The sequence below is a fragment of the Ruegeria sp. BA2 genome (genome assembly GCF_056539605.1).
Genome location: NZ_JBQFVE010000010.1, coordinates 140,446 through 165,017 on the forward strand (window position 1 = coordinate 140,446; position 24,572 = coordinate 165,017).

Consider the following 24,572-nt stretch of genomic DNA (forward strand, 5'->3'; position numbering starts at 1 on the left):
AAGGGCTACCCGTCGGATCAATTTGGGTCTAAGCAAGCATCAAACACCCCAAACGATCCATAGATGATTGAGGCTTTTGTCATGAGCGCTCAGAACACCACCCTTCGTGGGCTTGCCTTCGCGTTCTTGGGTTTTGCCGTCTTCGCGACCCATGACGTGCTGATCAAAGTGCTGGGTGGCACCTATTCGGTTTTGCAGATCATCTTTTTTGCGACGCTGTTTTCCTTTGTTCCAATGGCCGTGACCATTCTGGCGGACCGGACGACCGGGAATTTCCTGCCGCGGCATCCTTGGCTGGTGTTGTTGCGATCGGCGGCCATGCTCACGGCCATGTCGTGCGCCTTCTATGCCTTTTCGGTTCTGCCGCTGGCGCAGGTCTATTCACTGCTGTTTTCTTTCCCGCTGATCGTGACCGTCCTGTCGATCCCGATTCTGGGTGAAGTGGTCCGCGCGCAGAGGTGGGCCGCCGTGGGTGTCGGCCTGATCGGCGTACTAATCGTCCTGCGCCCGGGGGCGACCGATATCACGTTGGGTCATTTGGCGGCTCTGTCTGCAGCGTTTTGCAGCGCATTTGCGTCGGTTCTTGTCCGCAAGATCGGGAGCGAAGAGCGCTCTGCCGTGTTGATCCTTTATCCGATGCTACTGGCCATCGCGGTTATGAGCATTGCCCAACCGGCGGTTTATCAACCGCCAACTCTACTGCATCTGGCGATGATGGCGCTTGTCGGCGTGTTTTCGGTAATCGCGCAGCACCTGATCATTCTCGCCTATCGCGCTGCCCCCGCCGGGGTGGTTGCGCCAAGCCAATACAGCCAGATCATCTGGGCGACGATTTTCGGCGTGATTTTCTTTGGCGAGCACCCGGATATCTGGGTTGCGGTTGGTGCGAGCGTCATCATTGCATCCGGCGTCTTTGTGGTCTGGCGCGAGAGCCGGTCCAACACTACCTCTGTCAATACGCCCGTGCTGCGCGTCAGGTCGCCCCGGTCGGATACCGGAGCGACGAGGCCCGGAGAATAAGAAACGGCGCGCATTGCAGAGCGCCGTGCAATCCATTTCAGCCGGTATAGAGCCTTAGTAGACGACCACTGATCGGATACTCTCGCCCTTATGCATCAGGTCGAAACCGTGGTTGATATCGTCCAGGCCCATGGTGTGGGTGATCATCGGGTCGATCTCGATTTTGCCATCCATGTACCAATCGACGATTTTCGGTACATCAGTCCGACCACGCGCACCGCCAAAGGCAGTACCACGCCATGAACGACCGGTGACCAGTTGGAACGGACGGGTTGAGATTTCAGCGCCCGCAGGGGCCACACCGATGATAATCGATTCACCCCAGCCCTTATGCGCCGATTCCAGCGCGGCGCGCATCACACCGACATTGCCAGTTGCGTCAAAGGTATAATCCGCGCCACCCTTGGTCAGATTGACCAGATAAGGTACCAAATCGCCTTCGACCTCGGAAGGGTTCACGAAATCGGTCATGCCGAATTTGGTCGCCATCTCCACCTTGGCTGGGTTCAGATCAACGCCAACGATCTGATCCGCGCCGGCCAGACGCAGGCCCTGGATCACGTTCAGGCCGATACCGCCCAGACCGAACACGATGGCACGACTGCCGATTTCCACCTTAGCCGTGTTGATCACTGCGCCGATGCCAGTGGTCACGCCGCAGCCGATATAACAAATCTTGTCGAACGGCGCGTCCTCACGCACTTTGGCCAGCGCGATCTCGGGCAGAACCGTGTGGTTCGAGAAAGTCGAACAGCCCATGTAGTGCAGGATCGGATCGCCATCCAGCGTCGAAAAGCGCGAGGTGCCATCGGGCATCAGGCCCTGCCCTTGCGTTTCGCGGATCGCCTGACACAGGTTGGTCTTGGGGTGCAAGCAATATTCGCATTCACGACATTCGGGTGTGTAAAGCGGGATCACGTGATCGCCAGGTTTAAGGCTGGTCACGCCTGGGCCGACTTCCACTACAACGCCTGCACCTTCATGGCCAAGAATAGCGGGGAACAGACCTTCGGGGTCCGCGCCGGACAGGGTGAATTCATCGGTGTGGCAGATGCCGGTGGCCTTGATCTCCACCAGAACCTCTCCGGCTTTGGGGCCTTCAAGGTTCACGTCCATCACTTCCAAAGGTTTGCCTGCCTGAACGGCAACGGCGGCACGGGTACGCATCTAGCTTTTCTCCCTGTCTGTTTTGCCCGACCCTGCGTCAAATACAGGGTTTTTTCAACTGCGCTTTCATGACAGGTTGGCTAAATCTTTGATATTTCAGAAACGACATCACCAGAAAGCCCTGCGCCAATGTACCGTTTTTTCCCGATCCTTATGCTATTAGCCGCCTGTACAGAAACCCCAACGCCTCAAGACACAGCACTTGATACGGATGACGCGACCGTAGATTTGGCCTTTTGCAAGGGCGAGCCTTTTGCGGACACGATTGGTCAGCCTGTCTCAAACATTCAAGCCGAACTGCCCGAACGGTCACGTGTTCTGGGCCCAGATGACATTGCAACCCAAGATTATCGCATCGACCGGTTGAATGTGTATGTGAATGGCGCGGGCACTATTCAGAGACTGACCTGCGGCTAAGCTCACTTGCCCCGATAGACCAAAAGGTCGGGCAGATAGTCGATCAGGCGCACCACCCATGAAAACGGTGCAGGGAAATCAGTCCGGAACCGGCGACGAGACATGGCGCGCAATACGCGGTCGGCGGCGTCTTCGGGTGTCATCAGCATCGGCATCTTGAAACTGTTCTTGTCGGTCAGACGGGTCTTGATAAAGCCCGGGTTGACGATGCGCACCGTCACGCCCGAGCCTGCCAGATCGTGCCGCATCGTCTCGGCCAGCGAGATCAGCGCCGCTTTGCTGGCCCCGTATGAAATGGCATTGGGTAGCCCATGATATCCGGCCAGAGATCCAATCAGCGTGATATCTCCGCGACCCTTGTCGACAAGGGAGGGAACTGTTTCACCCAACACCCGCAGTGCGCCGGAATAATTGACATCACTGATGGCCAGCGCGGCCTCGGTATCCCAATCCGACGTGTTGATCGGCTCATAAGCGCCCGCGTTGTAGACCAAAGCGTCAAACGCATCAGCATCTGCCACCGCGCGGCGCACGGTGTCTAGATCGGTCACATCCATCGGCACGGCACGCGCATTTGGCAAGGCGCTGCAGATCTCAGTCAATCGCTCAGCATTGCGGGCAGACAGGATCAGATGCGCGCCCTCGCTGCTCAACTTTTCAGCCAAGCTGCGGCCCAGCCCTTCGCTGGCGCCGATGATCCAATAGGCTTTTCCGTCAAATCTGCTCATGCCAATGTCTTTTTTGTGCTCCTGAAACCAATACGATCAGATGGTCGCAATGGATCACGCCCGGTGTTCGAAACATCTGGCCAGACACCACAACATAGTGCGTTGGAAAAAAACTTCTAATCCGGTTGATCCAAACGCCCATTCCCTGCGTATCCTGTTGTAAATACCGAATAACGAGGATGGAATGTTCGACGAAACCCGGGGCGTACGCAAGAAAATCGCAGTCATAGGCGCAGGCATTTCAGGTCTCTCCGCAGCTTATTATCTTTCCGAAGATCATGATATCACCGTGTTCGAGGCCGAGCCGAGACTTGGCGGTCATGCCCGCACCGTGATGGCCGGTAAGAATGGTGACCAACCGGTGGATACCGGGTTCATCGTCTTCAACTATGTCACCTATCCCTATCTGACCCGTCTGTTTGATGAGCTGAACGTGCCGGTCACCAAAAGCGAAATGAGCTTTGGCGCAACCATTGATAATGGCCGCATCGAATATGGGCTGAACAACTTGCGCACGTTGACCGCGCAGAAACGTAACCTCGCGCGTCCAGCCTACTACAAGATGATCGCCGACATTCTGCGCTTCGGCAAAGAGGCCCCCGAAGCCGCGCAGGACGATGACACTACCATCGGAGAGCTGGTGGATCAACTCCGCCTCGGCCATTGGTTCCGTCACAATTACCTGATGCCGATGTGCGGCGCGATTTGGTCGACACCGGTTGAGTTTGTCGATCAGTTCCCCGCCCGCTCACTGGTGCAGTTCTTCCGCAATCACGCGCTGCTGGCCTCGGGCCGTGCCAATCAGCACCAGTGGTACACCGTGAAAGGCGGCAGCATTGAATATGTCCGCCGGATCGAAGCCGCGCTGCGGGCGCGTGGGTCAGATATCCGTCTGGCGTCGCCCGTTCTGCGGATCGAGCGTCATGATCTGGGCGTGACGATACATGCAGGTGGCGAGGCTGCTTTGTTTGATGAGATCATATTGGCCACCCACTCCGATCAATCCCTCGCCATCCTGGGCGATGCAGCAACCGAGGCGGAAAAAGCCGCGTTGGGTGCGATCAGATATCAACCGAACAAAGCCATCCTTCATTGCGATCCTGGCCAAATGCCGCGCCGTCGCGCCTGTTGGTCCAGTTGGACTTACAGGTCGCAAAAGGGCAATGTTGGGGTCACATATTGGATGAACCGGCTTCAGAATATCCCCGACTCCGACCCGCTGTTTGTGTCGCTGAACGCCTCATCCGACATTCCCTCGGATAAAATCTATGACGAGGTCGAATTCGCCCATCCGGTATTCGACAAAGCCGCACTTCGTGCTCAAGGGCAAATTCGCGAGATGCAGGGGCAGAACCGGACCTGGTTTGCGGGGGCGTATAACCGGCATGGTTTCCACGAAGACGGGATTGCCAGCGCGATGCATGTTGTCGAGCGCCTCACCGGCACCCCGCAGATCATCGGAGCTGACAATGGTATCCCGGATACGGACCTCGCTGTTTCGGCCAGTGCATAAAACCCGTCGCGCTGCGTTGCTGTCATTGGCGTTGCTGCTCCCCGGCGGGTTGGCGGCCTCGCCCCTGTCCGATGCGATCAGCGATCCTGAGCTGCGCGGCAGCTCGACCTTCAGGTTTCTGGGGCTGCCGCTGTATGACGCCAAGCTCTACACTCCCGGCGGTGCGGCATTCAGCTGGAACGAGAATTTCGGCCTGCAACTGACCTACCGAAAGAACCTGAAACAGAAAGCGCTGGTCGAGTCGACGCTGGAAGAGATGGCCCGGCAGGGCAATCCCGCGCCGACAGAAGCTCAGTTACAGACCTGTTTTCAGGCGGTCAGCAAGGGCGACAGCTATCTGGCCATCGCGCAGGGCCCCAACAGCGTCAGCTTCTGGCGCAATGGGCGCAATACCTGCACCCTGACCAATCCCGGCATCACCCGCAGCTTCATGTCGATCTTTCTGGGCGACAACACACGATCCGCCTCATTCACACAGCAGTTGAAGGGGCAGTGATGTTGTACCCGCGTGTCAGTCTCTATGCGTTGATGCTGGCTGCTGCGGGTATTCCGCTTTACATCCACTTGCCGCGTTTTGCCGCGGTGAACCTCGGCATCGGGCTGGGGGTGATCGGGACCGTACTGCTGGCCATTCGGCTGATCGATCTGGTGCAGGACCCGTTGATCGGTTGGGCGATTGATCGCTGGCCCAGAGGGCAAATGCTGTTTGCCGCCACCGCTGCGCTGGGTCTGGCGGTTGGATTCCCCCTTCTTTTCGGCTTGCAAAACGGGGCGAGTATTGCTGCATTAGTGTCTATTTTGATCCTGTTATTCTCGGCCTACAGCCTTGGGACCATCCTGCTCTATGGCCGCAGCGCCACTTTAGCCAAACAAGCCAGCGCCAAAGAACTGATGACACTGGCGGCCTTTCGCGAAGGCGGGCAACTGACCGGCGTCATCATCGCCGCCGCCGCGCCCGCTTTGTTCGTAACGTTGGGGGCTAGCGCCCAAGGGTATCCAGCGTTTGGGCTGTTTCTTGGCGTTTTGTCCGTTGTGACTCTGGCCGTGACCCTGCCGATGTGGCGACGCACCCCGATCACCGGGCAGGGATTGTCCTTTGCAGGGCTGGGAAAAGCCGGAGCGCTGCGCCTGCTCGCGCTGGCACTGGTTAACAGCTTGCCCGTCGCCATCACGTCGACCCTGTTTCTATTCTTCGTCGAAGATCGTCTTCAGCTACCGGGCAAAGCCGGGCCGCTGCTGATCTTGTTCTTCCTTAGCGCCGGGCTCAGCGTTCCGTTCTGGGCAAAACTCAGCAACCGAATTGGCCCAAAACAGACTCTGATAATCGCAATGCCGCTGGCCATTCTCGGCTTTGTAGGCGCCGCCCTACTGGCGCCCGGTAATTTGGCGTGGTTCGCCCTTATCTGCCTTGCATCCGGCGCTGCTTTGGGCGCGGACATGGTGGTGCTGCCAGCGATGTTCTCGGTCGTTCTGACACGGGCCGGGCTCAATGCCTCAGCCGCGTTCGGTATCTGGTCTTTCGCTGGCAAGCTGGGGCTCGCGCTGGCTGCCTTTTTTACATTACCCCTGCTGGAACGCAGCGGCTTTACGCCAGGACAAGCCAATTCGGCTGAGGCTTTGAACACGCTCACCCTCGCCTATGCGGTGCTGCCCTGCATCTTGAAACTCGGAGCGTTTGGCATGGTCCTGACGCTCCCGACGGAGGTCTCCGCCAAATGAAAACGCTCCTGATCTGTCTGCTCGCTCTCTTCGCGCTGTTTGCTGTGAAGAACCGGTTCCTAAGCTTCCGCTCGCAATCTCCGTCCGACTACAGCGGAACCGGGCCAGAGTTTTCGCTGAAAAAGAACCTGAACGGAGAGATCCTGTCAGAGGGGCTAATCTATGGCCCCAACGGCAAGATGTCGAACAGCTTTGTCGCACGCATGATAGGCGAATGGGACGGCAATACCGGCACGCTGTCCGAATACTTTACCTATTCCAACGGCAAACAGATGACCCGCAAATGGTATCTGACGCTGGGTACCGGCAACACGTTCATCGCGACAGCAGACGATATTGTCGGCGAAGGCAAAGGGGAAATCTCGGGCGCGACCGTCAAGCTGACTTATCGGATCATCCTGCCCGAGGATGCGGGCGGGCATACGCTGGATGTGACCGACTGGATGTACCTGACAGAAAACGGAGCGATCATGAACCGGTCCGAGATGCGCAAGTTCGGGATCAAGGTCGCTGAACTGGTCGCCACAATGCGCCCCGCGCCCGAAGTTAAAACGGCCCATCTGCATGGAGCAAATGGCTACGATACAGACTCTGAACTGAGGCCTCTGCAATGATTGCCCGCCGCACTCTGATCACGGTAGTCGCCATCGCAGGGCTCGCGGTGTTGGCCGCCTGCTCGGCCAAACCGCGCATCCCCAAGACGTTCCTGTCAGATCGCCAGTTGAACCTTGAAGAGTTCTTTGAAGGCAAAACGGTCGCCTATGGTCAGTTTCAAGATGTTCTGGGCAACGTCCCGCGCCGCTTTAAGGTCGATATAGACGGCGCATGGGATGGTAAAACGCTCACACTGGTAGAGGATTTCGTGTATGACGACGGCGCCACAGAACAGCGCATCTGGACGCTGACCAAGACCAGTGAGGACACCTGGAACGGTACGGCACCGGGCGTTTTGGGTGAGGCCACGGGGATTGAGCGGGGCGATACGTTCAACTGGAAATACAAGATCGACCTGCCAGTCAAAGATGGCACCATGCGGGTGAATTTCGATGACTGGATGTGGCTCTTGTCAGATGACCGGCTGCTGAACCGTGCCTATGTCTCGCGCTTTGGCGTGCGGCTGGGTGAGGTCATTCTGTATTTTGAGAAAAGGTAGTCACCCCACCGGCGTGGCCAGCGGGGTGCAAGGATATTAAACGGTTCCGCCTAGGCTGCCCTCAAGCTCGACCATTTCCTGACCACCGGCCATCAGGTCCTGCAATTCTTCTGGAGTTATCTGGCCACGCTGCGCGGTTCCCAGCGTTTGACCCCGGTTCAGAACCGTGAACCGATCCCCCACCGCCAGGGCATGGCGAACGTTATGGGTGATGAAGACAACCGCGATGCCCTGCTTGCGCACCTTGTCGATGGTCGCCAACACATTGGCCGTCTGACGCACACCAAGGGCAGAGGTCGGCTCGTCCAGGATCAAAACCTTGGCCCCAAAATGCACCGCCCGTGCGATAGCAACCGTCTGGCGTTCACCACCTGACAGGGTGCCCACCGCCTGATCCGGTCCGCGCAGGTTGATGCCCATCTTGCGCATTTCTTCCATCGTGACCTTGTTGGCATAGTCATGATCAAAAAAGCTCATAGGTCCGATTTTCTTCACCGGCTCATTGCCCATGAAAAAATTGCGGCTGACGGACATCAGCGGGATCATCGCCAGATGCTGGTGAACTGTCGCGATCCCCGCTGCGATGGCGTCGCGCGGGTCAGCGAAGTGCATCGGCTTGCCTTCGAACAGGATCTCGCCATGGGTGGGCTGGTGCACACCGGACATGGTTTTGATGAAGGTCGATTTGCCTGCGCCATTGTCGCCCAACAGGCAGTGGCATTCACCCGGAAAGACATCCACCGACACCCCGGCAAGCGCGATGACACTGCCAAAATGCTTTTCGATGTTCTTCATTTGGATAATGGGTGCGTGTTCGGGATTCATATCAGCGCTCCCCCGTGATGATGCGGCGGATATAGGTGTTGAGGATCACGGCACCCAACAGGATGACGCCCAGGAACACCCGGAACAGCGAACTTTCGACGCCTGCAAAGAACAGCCCCTGTTGCACAACACCGAAAATCAACGCGCCCAGAGCCGCACCAAGGACCGAGCCATACCCGCCAGTCAGCAACGCGCCGCCGATGACCACGGCGATTATGGCCTCGAACTCTTTCAGCAGACCACGGTCGGCCCCGGCCGAGCCGAACTCCATCACCTGACAAGTGGCAAAAACGGTCGCGCAGAACGCGGTGAACATGAACATCAGCACTTTGACCTTGTTCACCGGCACACCCGAGTTTCGCGCGGCCTCGGCGTCGCCACCTGCCGCGAAAATCCAGTTTCCGAATTTGGTTTTGGTCAACAAAATGTGGCCAAAGATGATAAGCGCGATGGCCCAGACGATCAGCATTGGAATACCATCGACCACCGGCTGTCCTGCGCGGGTCCCCCGCTCAAAGGTCGCGATAATGCCGTTGTCGCCGAGCCAGACAAAGACACCTTGCAGGATCTTCCCGCCAAAGACCGGAGCAAGCCAGTCGCCCTGCGCCGCATCCCGAATACCGCCGATGATGGTTTTGTTCTCGAATGTCTGCGGCAGGTAAATGGTAAATCCCCGTAGAACAAACAGCGCTGCAAGCGTCACGATAAAGCTTGGTAGCCCTGTCCGTATCACGATCCAGCCGTTGAACGCACCGATCAGCATACACAGGATAAAAGTGACGATGATCGAAATCCATGCGGGCCAGCCCAGGATCACCAGAAAGATGGCGATCATCATGCCCGAGAATCCGATCATCGATCCAACCGACAGGTCGAACTCACCCGCGATCATCAGCAGGCAGGCCCCCACAGCGATAATCATGAACTGGGCCGACACCGTTCCCCAGTTCATCACGCCTTGCGCGTTGAACATGCCAGAGTCAGCGGCAAACAGAAGGAAGAAGGTAAAGACGGCGACGGTGCCAACGATCCCGCCCAGTTCGGGGCGGATCAGCCAGCGTCGCAGCGCGGACATTTCCTTGATGCGTTCGTCAGCAACTTGGGTGGTGGACATGAGGTGTCTCCACGATCAGAGAAGTGCAATGGGGATAAGCGAGGGTGGCGCTTTATAGCGCCACCCGGTGTGGATCAGCGGAATTCGCCCGCGTGTTCCTCAACCTTTTCAAGGGCATCTGCGGTCACAAAACCGGGGCCCGAGTTGATGTTGTTACCCGGCAGAACACCATAACGGTGGTAGTTCGTCAGAATCACAACCGGCAGATAGGCCTGCAGGAACGGCTGCTGGTCGATGCCCCACTGGATGGTGCCATCCTTGATGCCTTTGACGATTTCTTCACCCAGATCGAAGGTGCCGAAATAGATGTCGCCAGCCATGCCGTTTTCTTTCAGCGCCGCAACGGTCGGATCAGCCGAGACCGGACCCAGGGTGAGGATGCCATCAGTTTCCGGGTTGGCGGACAGATAGGCCAGAACCTTATTCTTGATTTCCGCCGGGTCGGTACCGCTGTCGAGCATCGCATCGCCCAGTTCAACACCCAGGCCATCCGCAAAGCCACGGCATCGCTCGGCCACTGTTGGTTGTTGGATCGCGTGGTTCACGCACAGGAACGAGGTAACGCCGTCACCTTTGGCTCGCTGACCGGCTGCAAGACCCGCGTCATATTCGGGCTGACCAACATACATCAGCGCCCCAAGCTCGCGCGCCTGATCCGGTGTGCCAGTGTTCATGATGATCACATCGATACCGGAATCCACTGCTGCGGTGATTGGACCTTTCAGCACGTCAAAATCGGCCAGCGTGGTGATGATCCCGTTGGGACCAGAGGCCGCCGCCTGATCGATGATCCGCGCCATATCGGCGATGTCACCGGTGGGTGGGTTACGATACTCAACCTCAACACCCATCTGATCGCCCGCCAGCGCGATACCGTTCTTGATGGTGTTCCACCAACTGTCGCTGTCCGGTGCGTGGCTGACCAGAATGTATTTCTCACCTTCCGCCGCAGCGCTTGTGGCTGCGATCAGCGGCGTCGCAGCAACCACCGCCGCCAGCGCCAGCTTCTTCGTCAGTGAAGTCATGATGTCCTCCCAAAACTCATGTTATTGCGGATTGAGGTTGTCCTTTGCACCTCTCCGAGTCGAGTTAGAGCATATCTGCTCACATTTTGCAACCGGTTGCAAAAGATATCAGATGTGTTTCATACTGTATCTACCAAAGAATATCGGTAAAAGGACTGCCACAGAATTCAGAAAGGTCGGACGAAATATGGCTGTCACATTGAAAGAGGTTGCAGAACGCGCGGGTGTTTCCCGGTCCGCTGTATCGCGCACTTTCACTGATGGGGCCTCGGTTTCCGAAAAAATGCGCCGCAAGGTTGAGAAGGCCGCGCATGAACTGGGATACAGCCCGAACGCGCTGGCCTCGTCTCTGACGACTGGGCGGACGAAGCTGATCGGGCTGGTTTCGAACAACTTCCACAACCCGATCTTTCTTGAAGTTTTCGACCTTTTTACCAGGGGCCTTCAGGATCGGGGCCTTCGCCCCTTGCTGGTCAATCTGACGGATGAGATCGACCCGGCCAATTCAGTGCGGATGTTGCGCCAGTATTCAGTGGACGGGGTGGTCGTGGCCTCTTCAACACTGCCACCCGGGTTCTCAAAGGCATTCCGCGATGCCGGTGTGCCGGTGGTTCACAGTTTCGGGCGCTATTCATCTTCACCTCAGGTCCATGTGGTCGGAATCGACAACACCGAATGTGGACGGATGGCGGCGCAACAACTCGTCGCACGCGGTTATGAAAACATTGCGTTTCTGGGCGGGCCCGAGGCCGCTACTTCGACCCAGGACCGGTATTCTGGCTTCATGTCCGAGATGTCGAAGCACCCCAGCATCCGAACATCGTATTCCTTTGCCGACGCCTATTCCTTTGATGCAGGCCGCCGCGAGATGTTGCGTTTGCTGAAATCGGAACCTGCGCAGGCTTATTTCTGCGGCGACGACGTTCTTTCGATCGGTGCTTTATCGGCCGTGCGGGACAGCGGCCTGAAGGTGCCCGACGATATTGGCCTGATCGGCCTGAACGATATGGAAATGGCGCGGTGGGAAAATATCGACCTTACCACGATCCATCAGCCGATCCGACAAATCGTCAGTTCCTCGATCGAGTTGATGGTGGCGACCCTGAATGAGCCTGATCGATATCCAGAGGCACGGATATTCCCCTGCTCGGTGGTGGAACGGGGCACATTGCGCCCCGCCCCGCAAGTTTAACGGAACATCGGCGGACGTGCATCCATCCACGCGCTGCCCTGTTTTGCGGACTCGACCGCAGTATGCACTGCCGCCATCGACCGCACACCGTCTGCGGCGTTGGGCAACCCGTCGCGAGATTCGCCAGCAATCGCATCTGCCAGATCGCAATAGATATTCGCAACCGCCAACGGGAACCCTTCGGGATGCGCAATCGAGACACGGCTTAGGCGCTGCGCGTCTTCATGCAATCCACCTTCACCCTTTTCGATGATCTGCAAACGCCCACCTACGGGGGTATAGATCAGTTGGTTCGGTTGTTCAGACGCCCAACGAAGCCCGCCGGTTTCCCCAAACACCTGAATGTCGAACCCGTGCTGCCGACCGATGGCGACAGACGATGTCCACAGTCTGCCCACTGCGCCTTTTTGCGTTCGGAAATTGACCATGGCGTCATCTTCCAGCTCGCGGCTTCCGATGGTGGAAGCGAAATCTGCAGATAGGGTCTCAACCTCATCATCCGCAATGAAGCCGGCCATATGCATCGCGTGGATGCCACAATCGGCGAACTGCCCGGACACGCCTGCCATCGCCGGATCATAGCGCCAACGCACACGCGGATTGTCGGCGTCGGTGGCGTCTCCGTGATGGCCGTGGCTAAAGTTGGTAACGACCAAACGGATTTTGCCAATCTCACCAGCGCGCACCATCGCACGGGCCTGCCGCACCATTGGATAGGCGGAATAGCAGTAGTTGACCGCGCAGATCTTGCCTGATTTCTCGGCCAATTTGACGATCTCTTCACCCTCTTCGACCGTCATGGTCATTGGCTTTTCGCACAGCACGTTGAACCCGGCCTCTAGGAAAGCCTTGGTGATCTCGAAATGCGTTGCGTTTGGAGTGGCTACGGTGACCAGATCGATCCGGTCCTCGCGCCCGCGTTCACCGGCCAGCATCTCGGTCCAGTCGCCATAAGCCCGGTTTGCCGCGATGCCCAATCGCTGCGCATATTCGCGCCCGACATCGGGCCTGTGATCAAGCGCCCCAGCCGTGAATTCAAAGTGCCCATCTGCCAGCGCACCCAGCCGGTGCGCGGGTCCGATCTGGCTGCCTTCGCCGCCGCCAATCATGCCCCATTTCAGCTTGGTCATGGTTTGGACCTCCTCAACTGAAGCCAATGGATTCAAGGTATTCACGGTTTATTCGCGCATCACCAACCGGGTCGGGGTCAAGCGTCGGGTCGCAATCCTGTTCTACCGTGCACCACCCGGTGAAACCTGCGTCCAGCAGCACCTGACGCACGGTTGGAAAATCGACATCGCCTTCGCCCAGATTGCAGAATATCCCTTGCCCGCAGGCGTCGTAGAAACCCGTCCGTTTGGCGATAACATCCGCCTTTACCGTCGGCGAGATATCTTTGAAGTGCATGTACGAAATCCGGTCGACGTAACGCTGCATGAAATTCACGGGGTCGAAACCTGCATAGGAATGATGACCTGTGTCAAAGCAGATTTTCAGCAGGTTTTCATCCACCTCATCCAGAAGTCGAATGAGTTCCGGCTCAAAATCCATAAAGCCCGCTGCATGAGCGTGCATCCCAACGGTCAAGCCATATTCTTCGGACCCGATACGCGCGCTTTCGGCGATACGGTCGCGATAGGCGGTCCATTCTGCCTTATCCATCTGCTCGGCCTCGTCAACGCGGCCCGCTGTAGGTGCCCGGCGCGGAGAGATTGCGTCGATCAAAACAAGATGCTGCGCCCCGTGTGCCTTCAACGCGCGCGCGGTGCGGTGGGTGGCGTCCACCACATCCTCCCAATCGTCGGGGTTGTGATAATTGCGGAACACCACGCCGCCGATCAACTCCAGATCATGCTCGGCCAGCGCATCGGCCAGAACCGCGGGGTCCTCGGGCATGAAGCCCACGGGACCAAGTTCAATGCCCTTATACCCGGCCTCCGCACATTCGCTGAGGACGGTTTTCCAATGCGGATTGCGCGGGTCCTGCGCAAATTCCACGCCCCATGAACAGGGCGCATTGCCAATTCTGATGCTCATCTTGTCTTGTCTCCGATGCTCAGAAATCTTCGATGTTTTTCCAGCTTTCCGCCGCCGCTGATGCCAGCGCTGCCGCGACGATCCGGTTGACCTCATGCCCGTCATGGAAGGTTGGCCAAACCGGTGTGCCTGTCTCGATCGCGTGCAGGAAATCACGCGCTTCGATGATTATCTGATCCTGATATCCGGTGCCGTGGCCGGGGCCCTGGCAGAAGGGCTCATAGTCCGGGTGGGCCGGGCCAGTCAGGATTTTGCGGAACCCGCGCTCGGCCTCGGGGCCGTCCATTCGATAGAGCCACAGGGCGTTTTGATCTTCCTGATCGAAGCGGATCGCGCCTTTGGTGCCGTTGATCTCATAGGCGTAACCCATCTTGCGCCCGGTTGCGATGCGGCTGAAATACATCGACCCCATGGCGCCGCTGTCAAACCGCACCATCATTTGGGCGTGGTCGTCATTGTCAACCTCCCCACCGGGTCGCGCTACATGAACGGTTTCAACCTCGGCCATGACACGCGTGATCGGGCCGATCAGGGCGAGTGCAGCATTAATCATATGTGGTGCAAGATCACCCATCGTACCGTTGGACATACCCGTGGTGCGCCACGTGGCCGGTGCGTCCGGGTCGGCATAGAAATCTTCCGTATGTTCACCCCGGAACCAAGTGACATCACCAATCTCTCCATCCGCAATCAGCTGGCGGGCGAATTGTGTGGCAGGTGTACGAATGTAGTTGAAGCCAACCATATTCGGCAGGCCGGACTCAGCGGCAGCGGCCACCATTGCAGCGCCATCTTCCATCGATGCGCCCAGAGGTTTTTCGCATAGTACAGGCTTGCCCAGCGCAAACGCGGCCAACGCAATCTCACGATGGGTCTCCTGAGGTGTTGCAATGACAATGGCCTCAACCTTCGGGTCATTCACCAGAACACGCCAATCATCGGTCGAACGCGCGAAGCCATAAGCCTTGCGGTATCGTTCGGCGCTGTCGGGCGAAGAGGCGCACACCATCTCAAGACGCGGGCGCAACGCGGTGTTGAATACAGCCCCGACCGAGGACATCGCCACCGCATGGGCCTTGCCCATATATCCGCCGCCCAGAATGCCAATGCCGATTTCTGCCATTCCGACGCGCTCCTCCGCTTTTTCTTGAAAACCATTTGCAACCGGTTGCAAAACTTGTATCGTGAGAATAGGACTCTCGCAAGCTGCATTCGGCACTGCACCGCAATTTTCCTAAAGGAGCCCGCAGACATGTCCGCGCAACACGACACTGTTTACCTGACAACAGCGCAGGCGATCATTCGCTGGCTGTCGAACCAGTTCATCGAGATCGACGGGCAAGAATATCGCCTATGTGGCGGGGGTTTCGGGATTTTTGGCCATGGCAACGTGACCTGCCTGGGTGAAGCCCTGAACACAGTGCGGGATGAGCTGCCGCTGTATCGTGGGCAGAACGAACAAAGCATGGGATTCGCCGCTTCGGGCTATGCCAAGCAATGGCTGCGTCAACGATTCATGTTCTGCACTGCAAGTGCGGGGCCTGGCACTGCGAATCTGCTGACGGCTGCTGGACTGGCCCATGCCAACCGCCTGCCGATGCTGATGCTGTGCGGGGATACCTTCATCACCCGCCTGCCCGATCCTGTTCTGCAGCAGATGGAGAATTTCAACGATCCGACCTTCGGCCTGAATGACGCGTTCAAACCGGTCAGCCGCTATTGGGACCGCATCACCCATCCGGCGCAGGTGATTCAGTCTCTGCCCGCCGCCATTGCGACAATGCTGGATCCCGGCGATTGCGGGCCTGCGTTCCTCGGGTTGCCGCAAGATGTGCAGGGTTGGACCTATGACTACCCGGTGAAGTTCTTCGAGAAAAAAGTGCACCGCATTCGCCGCCAGTCGCCCGATGCGGATGAGATCGCCGATGCCGCTTCGGCGTTGGCGGGGGCGAAACGCCCGATGATCATCGCGGGTGGCGGCGTGCAATATTCGCAAGCTGTTGCCGAGCTGACCGAGTTTGCTGAAAAGCACCAGATTCCGGTGGTCGAAACCATCGCTGGCCGCGCGAATATGCTGGCGACCCATCCGCTGAACATTGGCCCGATCGGCGTCACTGGATCGGACAGTGCCAACGCGATTGCGGAACAGGCCGATGTGATCGTTGCCATCGGAACCCGGCTGCAGGATTTCACGACAGGATCATGGACGGCCTTTTCCAAGGACGCCCAGTTCATCTCGATCAACGCCGCGCGACATGATGCGGGCAAGCATATGTCATTGCCGATTGTCGGGGATGCTAAACTGTCAATTCAGGCTCTAACACAGGCGATTGATTACACTGCGCCATCCGATTGGGTATCTCTGGCGAAGGACGAACGGCGCAAGTGGGATGCCTATGTGGCCGAGAATGTCTCTTACGGAAACCGTCCGAGTTCTTACGCGCAAGCCATCGGCGTTGTGAACGAGCTTTGCGACCCGCGCGACCGTGTAGTCGCCGCTGCCGGAGGTTTGCCCGCCGAGGTCACTGCCAATTGGCGCACCCAGGATATCGGCACAGTCGATGTCGAGTTTGGCTTTTCCTGCATGGGCTATGAGATCGCAGGCGCTTGGGGCGCGCGCATTGCCCAATCCGAGCGTGAGCCCGAGAAGGACACGATCACTTTTTGCGGCGACGGCTCTTACCTGATGCTGAACTCGGATATCTACTCCTCGGTTCTGAGCCAAAAGAAGTTGATCGTTCTGGTGCTGGACAATGGCGGCTTTGCGGTCATCAACAAGCTGCAGAACAACACCGGCAATGAAAGCTTCAACAACCTGCTGGCAGACTGCCCGACCATCCCCGAAGCCTTTGGTGTTGATTTCGCGGCCCACGCGGCCTCTATGGGAGCGACCAGCGAAAAGGTCGCAAACCCGGCGGAACTGGCTGAGGCGTTCACGCGCGCCAAGGCCTGCGACAAGACCTATGTGATCGTGATGGATGTGGACGCCTACGAAGGCTGGACCACCGAAGGCCATACGTGGTGGGAGGTTGGCACACCCCACACCTCTGCCGACGAGAAAGTCCGTGACGCGCATGTCGAGTGGGAAACAACCCGCGAAAAACAACGTAAGGGCATCTGATGAAACGGTTCACCGCAGAAACCGCTGATCCTGACGTTATCGTCGATGAACTGCTGAACGGCGGCGGAGCCGTTGCCATCTCGGGCCTCTTCACGCTCGAGGAGATCGCCGAGGCGCGCACCATCATCATGGAGCATTCCGAAGAAGCGGCCGAGAAGGTGACGCATTTTCAAGGTGCTGCCGAGGAAGACGGTAAATTGAACCTGCAGCGAAGGGTCTGGAACCTGCTGGCCAAAGGCGATGTGTTTTCCCGCATGGCAGCGCATCCGGTTCTGATGAAAATCTTACGCAAGTTTCTTGGAACCGAGTTCATCATGGGCTCGATCGCCGCCAACCGCCTGCTGCCGGGCGGCCCCGGGCAAGAGCCACATGTCGATTATCCCTATTGGGATTTTCACAGCCCTGAAACACATCCTGTGGGTCTGAACGGATCCTTTCCGATGAACGCACAGGTCTCGATCCTGCTGGACCCGTTCACCGAGGAAAGCGGCGCGACCGGCTATGTTCCGGGGTCGCAGAAAGAGCTGCGGTATCCCACACCCGAAGACAATTTCTATGACAAATGCGAACGCATGACGGGCGAGCCCGGCGATGTCGCTTTGTTTTATGGCGTGACATGGCATTGCGCGATGCCGAACAACGCAGATCACGACCGCAGCGCGATCCTGATCCAATATCTGCCCAAATGGGTCAAACCGATGGAAGATATGCCCGCAGCCTTGCCTCAGGAATTCATTGATCAGGCCAGCCCCGACCTGCGGCAATTGCTGGGTCTGAACTATCCCTACCCCGAAGTGCTGGATGCTGCACGGGCAGGCAACACCGAGGGGCGCAAGTGACACTCATCGAGGGCATAAAAGGCAACCGCTTTGCTGTTTTTGGTCGGGCAGGCATGGACATGTTCGCCGATCCGGTCGGAACGAAAAGCGAGGATGCACAAGTGTTTCGCGCCGATCTGGGCGGGTCGAGCGCCAATATCTGCGCCGGACTGGTAAAGCTGGGATCACAAGCGGCGCTGGTCACCTCGGTCTCTGATGATGCTGTGGGGCGGTTCTGCGTGAACCGGCTGCAAGAATATGACGTGGAGACACGGTATATCCGCGCTGTGGGGGGCGAAGCGCGAACCTCTCTGGCAGTCTATGAAAGCTGCATCGAGGATTTTCAGAACGTTATCTACCGAAATGGCGCTGCCGATTTTCAGGTAACCGAGGCGGATATGGACGCGGTCGATTTCAAAGCGTTCTCGGCCCTGATAACGGCGGGCACCGTGTTTGCGGCAGAGCCTTCCCGCTCGGCCACGTTCCGAGCGTTTGAAAACGCACGCGCCGCCGGGTTGCCGGTGATCTTCGACATCGATTATCGGCCCTATAGCTGGCCGTCGCCCGAAGTCGCCTCAGAAGTTCTGACCCGCGCGGGACACGAAAGCGATCTGATCGTCGGCAATGACGAAGAATTCGGTTTTATGGCCGGGGGTATCGAAAAAGGTTTGGACAAAGCCCGCGAACTCGCCGCCAAAGGCAAAATGGTGATCTACAAGATGGGCCACGAAGGAGCCATCACGTTAACCGAGGGGCAAGAAATTCGCACCGGCATCTACCCGGTGACCGCCGTAAAGCCCAATGGCGCTGGCGACAGTTTCCTGGCTGGTTTTCTGGCCTCGATCGCTGCAGGGCATGACTTACGCGATGCAGTGCTGCGCGGCTCGGCCTGCGCGTCGATCGTCGTGTCGAAACCCGGTTGCGCCGGAGCCATGCCAACGACGCCCCAGCTTGACGATTTTCTGGCTCGGCACCCGGGCCCTACGGATACCTGAAAGGAGACGCAGATGCATATCGCGCCCCATGACAACCAGAACAAACCCATCGTTGATGCCGATCACGATCTGGTGCCGCTCAACTATTTCAACATCGTCAAACTGAAAAAGGGCGAGGTGTTCGAATATGCCGTGCCGGGGTACGAGACCTGCATTGTTCCCGCTACCGGAACTGTGGATGTAGACGTGGATGGCGCCGAGTTCACCAATCTCGGCAACCGCACCATTGATGTCTGGGATGGCGACCCCGAAGGCGTTTACGTCCCGGTTGGCGCCAAAGTCCGGATCACCTGCGTAACGGACGAAACCGAAACCTTTATCGCAGGTGCAAAGTTCGACCGAGTGCTGGAACCCTTCGACGTCCGCGTACCCGAGCTGGACCTAGTGCAGTACGGCTCGGACGACACCAAGACCCATCGCAAGATCAAGCACATCCTGGGTGCAAATCACCATGACAAAGTCGGGCGTCTGCTGGTGTCCGAGCTGTTCACGGTCGGTCAGGGCGGCTGGTCCGGATTCCCCAGCCACAAGCACGACACTGATCGCAACGGTGACGATGGCGAGATGATCGAGACCCGCCATGACGAAACCTATAATTTCCGCTTCCGGCCCAATTACGGCTCGGGCATCCAAATGCTGCAACGCGAGGATAACAAACCGGGTGATGCCTATCACATCATGGATGGCTCAACGATTATGATCGACAAGGGCTATCACCCCTGTGCAGTTCTGCCCGGGTACGAGATGTACTATTTCACCATTCTCGGCGGCCTCAGCCAACGCTCGCTGAAACAGTATTTCCAGCCGACACATGCGGATCAATTGCATACGATCCCGGGCATCATGGATATGGTGGCCAAGTTCAAATGAGCCTTGTGACATTATCGGACGTGCTGCAACCGGCGCTGCGTGGCGGTTATGCCGTGGCCGGACTGGTGACGCTGGGCTGGGAGGATACGCGCGCTTATGTGGCCGCTGCTGAGGCCGAAGACGTGCCCATCATCCTTCAAGCCGGCCCATCTTGTCGCGAACACACGCCGCTGCCGATCTTAGGCAAGATGTTCCGCCATCTGGCCGAGGGGGCCAGCGTGCCCATCGTTGCCCATCTGGACCATGGATATACCCATGAAGACTGCCGCATCGCCATCGACAGCGGTTTTACCTCGGTCATGTTCGACGGCTCGCGCAAACCCCTGTCGCAGAACATCGAAGAAACCGCAGCCATTGCAGCGATGGCCCATGCCGCTGGCGTCTCGTGCGAAGGAGAGATCGGATTTGTAGGCTATTCCGGCGGCGAAGGTTCGGATGGAACCAACCCGAATGAGGCCGCACAATTCGCACGCGAGACGGGTGTGGATGCGATGGCGATTTCGGTCGGCAACGTACATCTGCAGCAGAACAAAGAAGGCGGCCTGGACGAGGCCCGAATCCGCGCTATCGAAGCCGTGACCGAGGTTCCTTTGGTTATCCACGGTGGATCGGGCGTACCAGTGACGCAGCGCTCCGTGCTCGCGCGTGGGTCGAAGATCTGCAAATTCAATATTGGGACCGAACTGCGGATGGCCTTTGGGAACGCTTTGCGCACGGCTGTAAACGCCGATCCAGACCGGTTCGATCGCGTGCAAATACTGAAAGAGACACACGAACCCGTGGTCGAGGCGACTCGTCGGGTTCTGCAAGCCTTCAAGGGGGCATGAGATGCTGAAAATGGGCTTACTAGGCTGCGGGCGGATCGGGCAGGTTCATGCGCGCTCGATCGGGCAAATCGACAACGCACAAGTCACGGCGGTGGCGGACGCATTTGCGGAACCGGCTCAGATACTGGCCGAGAAAACCGGTGCACAGGTCTTGCCCGCGAACGACCTGATCGAATGCGCTGATGTCGACGCCGTGGTCATTGGAACCCCAACCGATACCCACTACGAGCTGATCCACCATGCTGCACAAGCTGGCAAAGCGATCTTTTGCGAGAAACCGGTGGACATGTCTGCCGACCGTATCCGCGACTGCATCAAAGTAGTCGAGGCTGCGGGCGTTCCCTTCTTGACAGCCTTTAACCGCCGCTTTGACCCGAGCTTTGCCAACATTCAGTCGCGCATCGCCAACGGAGAGATCGGAAACGTCGAGATTGTCACCATCCTGTCGCGCGACCCGTCTCCGCCGCCGATCAGCTATATCGAAAGCTCCGGTGGCCTGTTCCGTGATATGATGATCCACGATCTGGACATGGCGCGCTTTTTGTTGGGCGAAGAACCGATCAGCATCTACGCCGTCGGCTCATCGCTGGTTGATCCCGAGATTGGCAAGGCCGGTGACATCGACACTGCAGCCGTAACCCTGACAACCGCCAGCGGCAAGATTTGCCAGATTTCGAATTCGCGCCGGGCCAGCTATGGCTATGACCAGCGCATCGAAGTCCACGGTGAGAAGGGCTTGTTGCGTGCCGAGAACGTGTTGGAGAATGCGGTAGAGGTTGCCACCACGTCCGGGTTCCGCAAAGCGCCCGCGCAGCATTTCTTTCTGGAACGCTATGAGGCGGCCTATCGCGCCGAGATGGCGCATTTCATCGCTGCGGTCGATGGTTCAGGAACGCTTTCACCGGGTATCATTGACGGTCTCCGCGCGCAGGTTCTGGCCGACGCAGCAGACAGATCATTTAAGCAGGGTGAGGTTATCCACCTTACATAATGTGTTGGGTTGATCGATAGAGGGCAAGGTACGACGCGCCAAACTCGTACCCCCTCAAGAAATCATCAGACATCTTCTAGGCGCGCCGCACGTTTTCAATAAATGCATCACGTGTCCGGATTATGTCGGAAAGATTAAATTCCGACTACGGGGAACCCCCAATATGCGCGTTGGTCGGAATCGATTAGCTTGTATTCAACGGGCCACTTTCATTGATCCGTTATTCCCCTTCAGAGGGGTTGGTCTGACCCCCTCACCAACCCCTCTGCCAAGTGAACTATGAAACTCTGCCGCCAGGCAAGCGGTCTGGAGCCATGTAAAGCGAACATTTTTTAGTTTCTTCCTTGCTCACAGGGGCTGCCGACTAAATTGCAGAGAGTTTTGCTAATATTCCGAGGTATCAAATCGCTGACAAGAGAGCGCTCAAAGCGCCAGCAAATCCCGCAGCAGCCACGGCACTAGCCAGAACCACGCAAACGATTTCCAATGCACTGAGTTTCATTTTGATCCTCACGAATATGCTATGCTCGACATAGTTCATGTTTGTTGGATCGAAAAGTGAGCACATGTTTACGCTGCGGAAACTCGCTATCGATACAGCGCATAATCGCTCAGATACCGCTCACGGATGATTATTCCGATCGAATTGATCTCAATTCTGACTTGACCTGTTGCAGCAAAGCATCGCTAAAGCGACATATCCAACCTGCATCAGCAAATGGACTAAACGTTGATCAAACCTTGAAGGGAAGCAGGTCGCTGAAATGCAAGACCAGATTCTCCCTACGAAACAGAAAATTAGGACTTTCCTTACGGCCACAGCTTCAAACGCAAACACATGTCAGGAAATTTCGTGGGGCGGCATGTCGAACTAGGTAACCCCCTCAAATCCAGTCGGAAAAACTAGAACGTGCTAAAATCAAGACATACCGCCCACTGTATCAATATGGCATTGTGGCGAAATTGTGTCCACGGCTAAATATGAAACTTACAGTTCGCGATCTGGAAACAGGGTGCTCAGTTAAAACCAAGCATGGCGCGCGGTATGCGTCAACCAGCAATTCGCAACGACCTACCCTGACTTGTACGAACTTGAGGCAGACGCGATGTGCGAGTGACCATAGAAACCTAAGCAATTGAATGACGAAATTGATCGCAGCACAGGCGCAACCGGCCTGCCTAAGGCATCGAAACGGTTCTATTGATCCCCGAAATCAACCACTTAGTCATTTGTTTTCGTTTTGCGAACAACATTAACAGAAGGTGAACAATGTATTCTCAGAGTGTTCAACCAAATTGAGTCAAAGTAATCTTGTTGGATCGAACGAGTCGCAAACCGTTTGATCGCTGACAAGGGGGAACGCATGAATAAGCCTGCCTTTGTGACTGAAGAGTCCAGCAAAACAGCTGTGATGCGAACTTCCGGCCAACGTGCCGAAGAACGTTTGTCAACCACGACCAAATCGAGCAGTGGTCGCTTCCCTCCTATCGAAAATGCATTAACACAGATCGTCAAAAACAAGCGGCTTTCCGAGGCACATAACAACGTCTGAAGGCAGTTCAGCAGACCCCCAAACAATTCCCGATATCTGTCCTAAGTATTGGAATTGAAAACTGAATCCCGCTCCATCTTGGGGCGGGATTTCTTTTTTCTGCGCAGCAAGATCGACGCTTTCTATTTAAGGTGTGTTGGTATGGCTCCAATAATTGTGGGCCAGCCGCTTTCCATCCCTGCAAAGCATGTGGCTGGCCCAGCATTCAGCACTTCCGTGAGTAGTCAGCACTGAGAATCCAAAAAAACATTGAAACCGCGATCTGTACCTACAGACCCAGAAGTAATTTGACCTCTTCTTCAACGGCATCGGTGACTGGCTTGTTAGCTGCGGCTTCCAAGGCTTCCCGTTCGGTCAGTTCCTGTTCTTCGACCTGATCAGCCAATTCCTGAACCTCCGCCGTCGCTTCTTCGTACTCGACTGCGGCTTGCCTCTCATCGTTCAGGTCTTGCGCCTCGTTAACCGAACTCTCCAAATCTGAGCGTGCTTCTTCTAGTTGCTCTTCGATCTCTGGGTCAGTTCCGCCTGCTTCTTCCAGCGCTTGCTCAAGCTCTTCGACGCGTTCCTGATTTTCCTGAACGTCGCCCAATGCAGTTTCCAGATCCTCTTCGATCTCGGGAAGAGTCCGCTCGGGCGGCTCAAGACCTGCAAGTTCTTCCAATTGTTCCGCCAGCTCCTCGCGCAATGGCTCTCCGGCCAACACGGTATCTCGGTAGTTGGCAATTCGACCAACCCGAGAATTTGGAGATGCATTCGCCAATGCAGTTGCGCTGGCGTTGGCTGCGTTCAAAGCACCCAGCTCGGATGGGTGGGCACCAAGCAGGTCAGCCATCTTGTTGCCTTTGGTCCTGACGGCTGGACGAATGGATTCTTCAACAACCACTGTTTTTGAGGGTTTTTCATACGTCCGGGGCTCTTGCTTTGCGCCGCGAGTGGTCGAGCCTTTCTTCGACGTGGCAACCTTTCGCGATTTACCTTTGCCGCCAAAGATGTCCTTCAATGAAAACTCGCCACTCTTACCCGCTGTCGAACGCGACGATTTTGACTTCGATTTGCCAGTGGTGGATTTTCCCGCAGTCCGACCACCGCGGCTTTTGTCTGCACCCTTTTTGCCACCTTTGTTTCCGGCAGAGCTATTGTCGCCGCGGTCTCCTTTGCCAGAATTCCCTTTGCCGCCGTTCCCGTTGTCACCACCCTTGCCGTTTCCACCACCGTTTCCTCCGCCCTTGCCTTTGCCTTCCTTGGCGAAAGCAACATCCGGAACGGCAATCGTAACGACAATGGCTGTCGATCCCAGCAATGCAATTGCCAGGGTTGAGGCTTTTATCAGTCCCAAAGCAGTGGTTTTCATATCGATCTCCTTGCCGAAAAGCGGCCGGCACCCGTTCTCAGAACCGGGTCACTGTGTTCAAAGGTCTCGCTTCATTCACGAATCGAACGTCTTCCTGGCCATTAAACTTGAGTGCGCTTGAACGCAGAGCTAACTG

The 24,572-nt window shown here is 57.0% G+C and carries 24 protein-coding genes; 15 read left to right on the plus strand and 9 right to left on the minus strand.

Annotated elements, in window-relative coordinates; translation table 11 throughout:
* Positions 1 to 81: 81 nt before the first annotated feature.
* Positions 82 to 1,020, plus strand: a complete 939-nt coding sequence (locus tag ACR0NN_RS18895; protein WP_170725151.1) for a DMT family transporter — start codon at positions 82 to 84, stop codon at positions 1,018 to 1,020.
* Between the two features lie 54 nt (positions 1,021 to 1,074).
* Here ACR0NN_RS18895 and ACR0NN_RS18900 read toward each other — a convergent pair whose 3' ends face one another.
* A complete protein-coding gene (locus ACR0NN_RS18900; protein WP_010438374.1) occupies positions 1,075 to 2,187 on the minus strand; it encodes an S-(hydroxymethyl)glutathione dehydrogenase/class III alcohol dehydrogenase in 1,113 nt (370 codons plus the stop codon).
* A 129-nt stretch (positions 2,188 to 2,316) separates the two neighbouring features.
* On the opposite strand from ACR0NN_RS18900, the gene ACR0NN_RS18905 reads away from it, so the two are divergent.
* On the plus strand, positions 2,317 to 2,604 hold the full coding sequence (locus tag ACR0NN_RS18905; protein WP_170725150.1) for an I78 family peptidase inhibitor: 288 nt from the start codon (positions 2,317 to 2,319) through the stop codon (positions 2,602 to 2,604).
* Between the two features lie 2 nt (positions 2,605 to 2,606).
* On the opposite strand, the gene ACR0NN_RS18910 is transcribed toward ACR0NN_RS18905, so the two are convergent.
* A complete protein-coding gene (locus ACR0NN_RS18910; RefSeq protein WP_170725149.1) occupies positions 2,607 to 3,332 on the minus strand; it encodes an SDR family NAD(P)-dependent oxidoreductase in 726 nt (241 codons plus the stop codon).
* 184 nt (positions 3,333 to 3,516) lie between these two features.
* On the opposite strand from ACR0NN_RS18910, the gene ACR0NN_RS18915 reads away from it, so the two are divergent.
* From ACR0NN_RS18915 to ACR0NN_RS18935, 5 genes are read left to right on the plus strand one after another with little or no spacing between them, the layout of a single operon-like run.
* A complete protein-coding gene (locus ACR0NN_RS18915) occupies positions 3,517 to 4,845 on the plus strand; it encodes an NAD(P)/FAD-dependent oxidoreductase (protein ID WP_480685297.1) in 1,329 nt (442 codons plus the stop codon).
* Complete coding sequence (locus ACR0NN_RS18920; protein ID WP_480685298.1) at positions 4,838 to 5,341, plus strand: hypothetical protein; 504 nt, start codon at positions 4,838 to 4,840, stop codon at positions 5,339 to 5,341. The genes ACR0NN_RS18915 and ACR0NN_RS18920 overlap by 8 nt, the downstream gene beginning before the upstream one ends.
* Positions 5,341 to 6,564: an MFS transporter gene (locus ACR0NN_RS18925; protein WP_170725146.1), complete on the plus strand. Its 1,224-nt coding sequence runs from the start codon at positions 5,341 to 5,343 to the stop codon at positions 6,562 to 6,564. The genes ACR0NN_RS18920 and ACR0NN_RS18925 overlap by 1 nt, the downstream gene beginning before the upstream one ends.
* Positions 6,561 to 7,178, plus strand: a complete 618-nt coding sequence (locus ACR0NN_RS18930; RefSeq protein ID WP_170725145.1) for a DUF3833 domain-containing protein — start codon at positions 6,561 to 6,563, stop codon at positions 7,176 to 7,178. The genes ACR0NN_RS18925 and ACR0NN_RS18930 overlap by 4 nt, the downstream gene beginning before the upstream one ends.
* Positions 7,175 to 7,717: a DUF3833 domain-containing protein gene (locus tag ACR0NN_RS18935; RefSeq protein WP_170725144.1), complete on the plus strand. Its 543-nt coding sequence runs from the start codon at positions 7,175 to 7,177 to the stop codon at positions 7,715 to 7,717. Before ACR0NN_RS18930 ends, ACR0NN_RS18935 begins: the two co-directional genes overlap by 4 nt.
* 36 nt (positions 7,718 to 7,753) lie before the next feature.
* Here ACR0NN_RS18935 and ACR0NN_RS18940 read toward each other — a convergent pair whose 3' ends face one another.
* The 3 genes from ACR0NN_RS18940 to ACR0NN_RS18950 all read right to left on the minus strand — a co-directional run bounded on the left by ACR0NN_RS18940 (position 7,754) and on the right by ACR0NN_RS18950 (position 10,681).
* Positions 7,754 to 8,542, minus strand: a complete 789-nt coding sequence (locus tag ACR0NN_RS18940) for an ATP-binding cassette domain-containing protein (RefSeq protein ID WP_170684390.1) — start codon at positions 8,540 to 8,542, stop codon at positions 7,754 to 7,756.
* Between the two features lies 1 nt (position 8,543).
* Positions 8,544 to 9,656 carry an ABC transporter permease gene (locus ACR0NN_RS18945; protein WP_170725143.1) on the minus strand — a complete coding sequence of 371 codons (1,113 nt, stop codon included), beginning with the start codon at positions 9,654 to 9,656 and terminating at the stop codon, positions 8,544 to 8,546.
* 74 nt (positions 9,657 to 9,730) lie between these two features.
* Positions 9,731 to 10,681 carry a sugar ABC transporter substrate-binding protein gene (locus ACR0NN_RS18950; protein WP_170684392.1) on the minus strand — a complete coding sequence of 317 codons (951 nt, stop codon included), beginning with the start codon at positions 10,679 to 10,681 and terminating at the stop codon, positions 9,731 to 9,733.
* Positions 10,682 to 10,868: 187 nt separating this feature from the next.
* Between ACR0NN_RS18950 and ACR0NN_RS18955 the strand changes: the two genes are divergently transcribed.
* Positions 10,869 to 11,873, plus strand: a complete 1,005-nt coding sequence (locus ACR0NN_RS18955; RefSeq protein WP_170725142.1) for a LacI family DNA-binding transcriptional regulator — start codon at positions 10,869 to 10,871, stop codon at positions 11,871 to 11,873.
* On the opposite strand, the gene ACR0NN_RS18960 is transcribed toward ACR0NN_RS18955, so the two are convergent.
* From ACR0NN_RS18960 to ACR0NN_RS18970, 3 genes are read right to left on the minus strand one after another with little or no spacing between them, the layout of a single operon-like run.
* Positions 11,870 to 13,003 (minus strand): Gfo/Idh/MocA family protein, encoded by a 1,134-nt coding sequence (locus ACR0NN_RS18960; RefSeq protein ID WP_170725141.1) that lies wholly within the window; start codon positions 13,001 to 13,003, stop codon positions 11,870 to 11,872. The genes ACR0NN_RS18955 and ACR0NN_RS18960 overlap by 4 nt on opposite strands.
* A gap of 13 nt (positions 13,004 to 13,016) precedes the next feature.
* Positions 13,017 to 13,910 carry a sugar phosphate isomerase/epimerase family protein gene (locus ACR0NN_RS18965; protein ID WP_170725140.1) on the minus strand — a complete coding sequence of 298 codons (894 nt, stop codon included), beginning with the start codon at positions 13,908 to 13,910 and terminating at the stop codon, positions 13,017 to 13,019.
* Positions 13,911 to 13,929: 19 nt separating this feature from the next.
* Entirely contained in the window at positions 13,930 to 15,033 is a 1,104-nt protein-coding gene (locus ACR0NN_RS18970; protein WP_170725139.1) for a Gfo/Idh/MocA family protein, read from the minus strand.
* 129 nt (positions 15,034 to 15,162) lie between these two features.
* Between ACR0NN_RS18970 and iolD the strand changes: the two genes are divergently transcribed.
* The 7 genes from iolD (at position 15,163) to ACR0NN_RS19005 (ending at position 23,085) form a co-directional block, all read left to right on the plus strand.
* On the plus strand, positions 15,163 to 17,031 hold the full coding sequence (gene iolD, locus ACR0NN_RS18975; RefSeq protein WP_170725138.1) for a 3D-(3,5/4)-trihydroxycyclohexane-1,2-dione acylhydrolase (decyclizing): 1,869 nt from the start codon (positions 15,163 to 15,165) through the stop codon (positions 17,029 to 17,031).
* A complete protein-coding gene (locus ACR0NN_RS18980; protein WP_170725137.1) occupies positions 17,031 to 17,870 on the plus strand; it encodes a phytanoyl-CoA dioxygenase family protein in 840 nt (279 codons plus the stop codon). Before iolD ends, ACR0NN_RS18980 begins: the two co-directional genes overlap by 1 nt.
* The gene (gene iolC / locus ACR0NN_RS18985) at positions 17,867 to 18,844 is read left to right on the plus strand and encodes a 5-dehydro-2-deoxygluconokinase (protein ID WP_170725136.1); all 978 of its coding nucleotides are present in this window, start codon (positions 17,867 to 17,869) and stop codon (positions 18,842 to 18,844) included. Before ACR0NN_RS18980 ends, iolC begins: the two co-directional genes overlap by 4 nt.
* 12 nt (positions 18,845 to 18,856) lie before the next feature.
* A complete protein-coding gene (locus tag ACR0NN_RS18990; protein WP_170725135.1) occupies positions 18,857 to 19,714 on the plus strand; it encodes a 5-deoxy-glucuronate isomerase in 858 nt (285 codons plus the stop codon).
* Entirely contained in the window at positions 19,711 to 20,541 is an 831-nt protein-coding gene (locus ACR0NN_RS18995; RefSeq protein WP_170725134.1) for a class II fructose-bisphosphate aldolase, read from the plus strand. The genes ACR0NN_RS18990 and ACR0NN_RS18995 overlap by 4 nt, the downstream gene beginning before the upstream one ends.
* Position 20,542: 1 nt before the next feature.
* Positions 20,543 to 21,532 carry an inositol 2-dehydrogenase gene (iolG, locus tag ACR0NN_RS19000; RefSeq protein ID WP_170725133.1) on the plus strand — a complete coding sequence of 330 codons (990 nt, stop codon included), beginning with the start codon at positions 20,543 to 20,545 and terminating at the stop codon, positions 21,530 to 21,532.
* A 1,364-nt stretch (positions 21,533 to 22,896) separates the two neighbouring features.
* The gene (locus ACR0NN_RS19005) at positions 22,897 to 23,085 is read left to right on the plus strand and encodes a hypothetical protein (protein ID WP_170725132.1); all 189 of its coding nucleotides are present in this window, start codon (positions 22,897 to 22,899) and stop codon (positions 23,083 to 23,085) included.
* Between the two features lie 268 nt (positions 23,086 to 23,353).
* On the opposite strand, the gene ACR0NN_RS19010 is transcribed toward ACR0NN_RS19005, so the two are convergent.
* A complete protein-coding gene (locus ACR0NN_RS19010) occupies positions 23,354 to 24,436 on the minus strand; it encodes a hypothetical protein (protein ID WP_170725131.1) in 1,083 nt (360 codons plus the stop codon).
* Between the last annotated feature and the right edge of the window lie 136 nt (positions 24,437 to 24,572).